This window comes from Armatimonas sp. (genome assembly GCF_031410135.1).
Classification (GTDB): Bacteria; Armatimonadota; Armatimonadia; order Armatimonadales; family Armatimonadaceae; genus Armatimonas.
Window position 1 is genome coordinate 1 of sequence record NZ_JANNYP010000651.1, and the last position, 4,990, is coordinate 4,990.

Annotated in this window: 5 protein-coding genes; 4 read left to right on the top strand and 1 reads right to left on the bottom strand. The window is 57.9% G+C overall.

What is annotated here, in order from left to right:
• Positions 1–149 precede the first annotated feature (149 nt).
• Positions 150–350 carry a hypothetical protein gene (locus RMO15_RS23835; RefSeq protein ID WP_309718362.1) on the bottom strand — a complete coding sequence of 67 codons (201 nt, stop codon included), beginning with the start codon at positions 348–350 and terminating at the stop codon, positions 150–152.
• Between the two features lie 47 nt (positions 351–397).
• On the opposite strand from RMO15_RS23835, the gene RMO15_RS23840 reads away from it, so the two are divergent.
• From RMO15_RS23840 to RMO15_RS23855, 4 genes are all read left to right on the top strand, one after another.
• On the top strand, positions 398–1,216 hold the full coding sequence (locus RMO15_RS23840; RefSeq protein ID WP_309718365.1) for an ankyrin repeat domain-containing protein: 819 nt from the start codon (positions 398–400) through the stop codon (positions 1,214–1,216).
• A 5-nt stretch (positions 1,217–1,221) separates the two neighbouring features.
• Positions 1,222–3,561: a PSD1 and planctomycete cytochrome C domain-containing protein gene (locus RMO15_RS23845; protein WP_309718368.1), complete on the top strand. Its 2,340-nt coding sequence runs from the start codon at positions 1,222–1,224 to the stop codon at positions 3,559–3,561.
• On the top strand, positions 3,551–4,192 hold the full coding sequence (locus RMO15_RS23850; RefSeq protein WP_309718371.1) for a hypothetical protein: 642 nt from the start codon (positions 3,551–3,553) through the stop codon (positions 4,190–4,192). Before RMO15_RS23845 ends, RMO15_RS23850 begins: the two co-directional genes overlap by 11 nt.
• Positions 4,189–4,990, top strand: an 802-nt coding sequence (locus RMO15_RS23855; RefSeq protein ID WP_309718374.1) for a DUF1501 domain-containing protein, incomplete at its 3' end; no start/stop codon positions are given. The genes RMO15_RS23850 and RMO15_RS23855, both read left to right, overlap by 4 nt.

Consider the following 4,990-nt stretch of genomic DNA (forward strand, 5'->3'; position numbering starts at 1 on the left):
TGCTCAACGTCTTGCTGGCAAAGTTCACATCGGCAGATATAGATTTCCCTATTTGGCATGGTTTCTTCACAGTAGAAAATGGAGTGGCTAACTAATCTATTCTACACCAAAGAACTGGAACTTGATTTTGGACGACTACTAAGTACAATTTAGGAGAAGACGTCCCCTTCGAGCGCTACAAAGACAAGACCGGCAAGTACGACTGGGCAACTATTTCGGAAGAAGGCCGTGGTAAGCTCCGTCCCATCTACGAGCTGGCACTCAACCACTTTGAGGGACGCCTCGGCAAGAAAGCTCCCTACACCCGCCGCGCCGCCGAGTCCCTGCGCCCCGAAGGCGCCGCCTTCCAAGCCGACCACCCCGGCTTCGGAACTTTGCTCTTCCTGAGGTCTGTAAAATGATGCCACCACCTGGTCACGATGCTAACCTTGATCGTGCTTTCGCACAAGCGATGAAGGAGAAGAGATACGATGCGACGCTATCGGAGCTGGGGGAATCTGAAGCCCGATGGGCAGATCGAGTTGCGCTGACTCATTGCCTACTTGCTAATGGTCGCCTTGATTTACTCTATCAGATGCTGGATGTGCAGAAGGGGATGCTGGCGAGCTCGGAGCTCGGAGGGAACTTACTTTCGAGTACTCTCTACTATCGTAATGAAAACCTTATTAGATATTTGACTACTGCTGGGGTACGGCTGCATGCTGAGGTGCTTTTTTCTATTGCTCCCTATGGAATGGATAAGCACTTCTTGCGATTTTTGCGAGAGCAAGGGGCCGATCCAACTCATCTGAATCGTCAAGAGGATTCTCTTCTTCATATCCATGCACGCTACAATGGGCGTTCAGAGCTTGTGCCAATTCTCATTGGGTATGGTGTGCCACTGGAGCGCCACAACGTGATGGGGCACACGGCACTGCAAGCGGCTTGTCAGTCCTGGAACGCTCCCTACGCAAAGGCATTACTTTTTGCGGGGGCGGACAAAAACGTGATAACGGAGAACGGAGCGACACTGCTACACCTTGCTTGCTATGGAATTGCCACTGATGACATAAATCGTCCGCGTCAACACTTCCGAACGGAACTCGTCGAGCTTCTCCTTGCAGAAGGGCTTGATCCCAGCGTGCCCAATCATGACGGGAAAACGCCGCTTGATTTTGCGCGGCACTTTGGACATACGAACTTGGTGGCACTTTTTTCGTCTCAACCGGTAAAATGATGTTTATGCGCAAGTTTATGGCGGCACTTCCTCTGATTGGGCTTCTTGCTGTTGGCTCTCTGGGGGCGGCGGGGCAGAAAGTGGGGAACACGAAGACGGTCAGCTTCCGGGAGGAAGTGGAGCCACTCCTTAAGGCCGACTGCACGGGCTGCCATAGTGGCGAGGCGAAGCAGGGCGGCTTCTCGGTAGAGGGCACGGCGCTCTTTGCGGGAGGAATGGCCTTTGGCAAAAAAGTGATTGTCCCTGGTAAGCCCGCCGCGAGTGCGCTGATTGGCTACCTGCGCGGCAAGCACCAGCCACAGATGCCCATTGGAATGCCGCCGCTCAAAGAGGCGCAGATCCAGACCATCGAGCGCTGGATCGCGCAGGGCGCAAAAGTGGACGAGGTAAAGCTGGGCTGGCCCTATCTCGCCCCGACGAACCCCGCAAGCCCTAAGCTCAAGAACCCGGTGCTGCGCGACGAGTGGGTGCAAAATCCGATAGATAGTTTTATTTTGGTGAAACTGGAAGCGAAGAAGCTCTTTCCCAGCCCGCCTGCCGATAAGACCACGCTCCTACGCCGCGTCTACTTGGACTTGTTGGGCCTGCCGCCGACGGTGAAAGAAACTGACACGTTTCTCTCGGACACTGCGCCCGATGCCTACGAGAAGCTGGTAGATCGCCTGCTCGCTGACCCGCGCTACGGGGAGCGCTGGGGGCGGCACTGGCTGGATCTGATGCGCTTTGCGGAGACACATGGCTTCGAGGCCGATAATATTCGCCCCCGCGCCTGGCGCTACCGTGACTACGTGATCCGCAGCTTCAACACCGACAAGCCCTACGATCAGTTTCTCAGCGAGCAGCTCGCCGGGGACTTGCTACCCAACCGAACCGCTGACTCGCTGATCGCCACGGGGTTTGCGCGGCTGGGCTCCTGGGACGAGCTCTCACGCGATCCCGAGGGGCGCTGGCAGGACTACCTCAACGATGCCACGGACACGGTGGGCGCAGTGATGCTGGGGATGACGGTGGGTTGTGCGCGCTGCCACGACCACAAGTACGACAAGATCAGCGCCAAGGACTACTACAAGCTCCAGGCGTTCTTTGCCAACACGCGCTGGTCCGAGGAGCGCCTACCTGGTGAGGTAGACAGCCCCGAACTGATCGCAAAACGTGAGTCACTCCACAAGCAGCTCCAGGAAAAACGTACCCAGCTAGAGGCCGAGCGTGCCGAAAAAGGCGATATGGAGGAGCCCAAGCGCAAGCGAAAAAAAGAGGGGGTTGAGGCAGAGATCGACAGCCTGAATCGCCAGCTTGCGCCGATAGATACGGTCGCGGAGGTGATCACGGACAAGAACACGAAACCGATTACCCATAAAGTGCTGGTGCGGGGGAGCCTCTCCACGCCGGGTGAGACGGTGAAGCCGGGCTACATCACGAGCTTCTGCGGTGGCAAAGACGAAGAAGTGATGAGCGGGAAAGCGCGGCTGGAACTGGCACGCTGGGTTGCCTCTCCACAGAACCCCATGACGGCACGCGTGATCGCCAACCGGCTCTGGCAGCACCACTTTGGGCAAGGAATTGTCGCCACGCCCTCAGACTTTGGGCGCAACGGCAGCAAGCCCACGCATCCCGAGCTGCTCGACTGGCTGGCGCTGGAGCTGGTCCGAAACGGCTGGAGCCTGAAGAAGCTCCACAAGACAATTCTGACGAGCGCGACGTATAAACAGAGCGTCGGCACCAATCCCGTTGCGGCCAAGCTCGACCCGGCCAACACGCTTCTGTGGCGGCAGCGGCGGCGGCGACTCGAAGGCGAGGCGATCCGTGACTCGATGCTCGCGGTTGCCGGGCAGCTCAACCCGCAGATGGCGGGGCCGAGTATCTACCCGAGAGTCTCCGGCGAGGTGCTGGCTACGGGCTCGACGCATAAGTGGGGAAGCTCTCCCGAAGACCAGCAGCGCCGTCGGACGGTCTATGTCTTCCAGCGCCGCTCACTATCATTGCCCATGACCGAGGTTTTCGACGGCCCAGACATGGTCAATACCTGTCCCAAGCGCCAGTCCACGACAATCGCGCCGCAGGCACTGGCGATGTTCAACGGCGAGTTCGGCTGGGAGCAAGCGCGACACTTCGCAGAGCGTGTTGCCAAAGAGGCGGGGAGCGATTCGGCGGCGCAAATCACCCTTGCCTATCGCTTGGCGCTGGTGCGCAAGCCTACGCCCGCGCAGCTTACGCAAGCCACTGCGTTTCTTGCCAAAAAAGCCGAGCTGCACCGGACCGAGAAGAAAGCCAGCCCCGAGCAAGCTGCCCTTGCCGATTTCTGTCATGTCCTGTTCAATACCAATGAGTTCCTCTATGCCGACTGATTTTCAGCAAGTAATCGCCACCCCCACGGGAGCCTATGGTGAGGGACTACGTTTCTTTGGAGGAGTCGGCTGCGTGAACAACACCCTCAAGCGGCTAGTGAAAGACCTGGAAGACCGTGGGATCGCCTACAGTGTGATCGGGGCGATTGCGCTCAACCAGCACGGCTACCAGCGCTTCACTCAAGATATTGACCTTTTGCTCACCCAAGAAGGGCTGGAGCGCTTTCACGCCGAGCTCGTTGGGTGCGGCTACCGTCCCGCGTTTGAGGGCGCACGAAAAAAATTCCGTGCAACGACCGAAAATGTCCCCATCGAGGTCATCACCACGGGAGAGTATCCTGGCGATGGAAAGCCCAAGAACATTGTCTTTCCTGAGCCTGAGTCCGTTTCAATACGCATTGATGGAGTGCAGACACTCACGCTGGAGAAACTCATCGAGCTGAAGCTGGCCTCTGGGATGACGGGGCTGGGACGACGCAAAGACCTCGCCGATGTGCAGGAGCTGATTCGGATGAAAAAACTACCCGCCACCCTTGCGGAAGCGCTGGATATTTCGGTGCGCGCAATGTACCTGGAGCTACACCGCGAGCTGGAACTCGCCGATCTCGCCGAGCAGGAGAAGCAGTCATGAGAGCCTACACTTCTCGACGCGATTTTCTGGCACGTGCTGGGGTTGGTTTTGGGACGCTTGCCCTGAGCGCGCTCCTCGCTGACGAAGCCCAGGCGCAGACGATCAGGAAGCCACACTACCCGGCAAAGGCGAAGTCGGTGATCTTTCTGTTCATGTACGGCGGCCCCAGCCAGATGGACACGTTTGATCCCAAGCCTGAGCTGACGAAGTTTCATGGGAAGACACTACAGCTCGCTCTGCCCAATGCTGGTGAGGTGAAGACGTTCTTTGGTGGCAATAGCTCCTCCGTGCCTCTCATGAAGAGTGTATACGCCTTCAAAAAATACGGTAAGAGCGGCATCGAGGTCAGCGATCTTTTCCCCCATGTCGGCAGCTGCGTGGATGATATTTGTTTTGTCCGCTCGGTTTATGGCACCTCCAACAACCACGCTCCGGCGCTCTTTGAGATGAACACGGGGACGATCTTGCAGGGCGCACCGTCGCTGGGAAGCTGGACTACCTACGGCCTAGGCTCCGAAAATCAAAACCTGCCAGGCTATGTGGTAATGCTCGACCCCCACGGTGGCCCGATTGGTGGCGCTCCGAACTGGGCGAGCGGCTACATGCCCGCCAGCTATCAGGGAACGGTCTTCCGCCCCAGCGGTGTCCCCATTCTCGATCTCAAGCCCGGTGAGGGAATCAGCGACGACAACCAAAAGCAGGATCTGGCGTTTCTTGCGCAGCTCAACCACGAGCACCTCACTGCTCGGCCCGGTGATAGCGACTTAGACGCACGTATCAAGAGCTACGAGCTGGCCT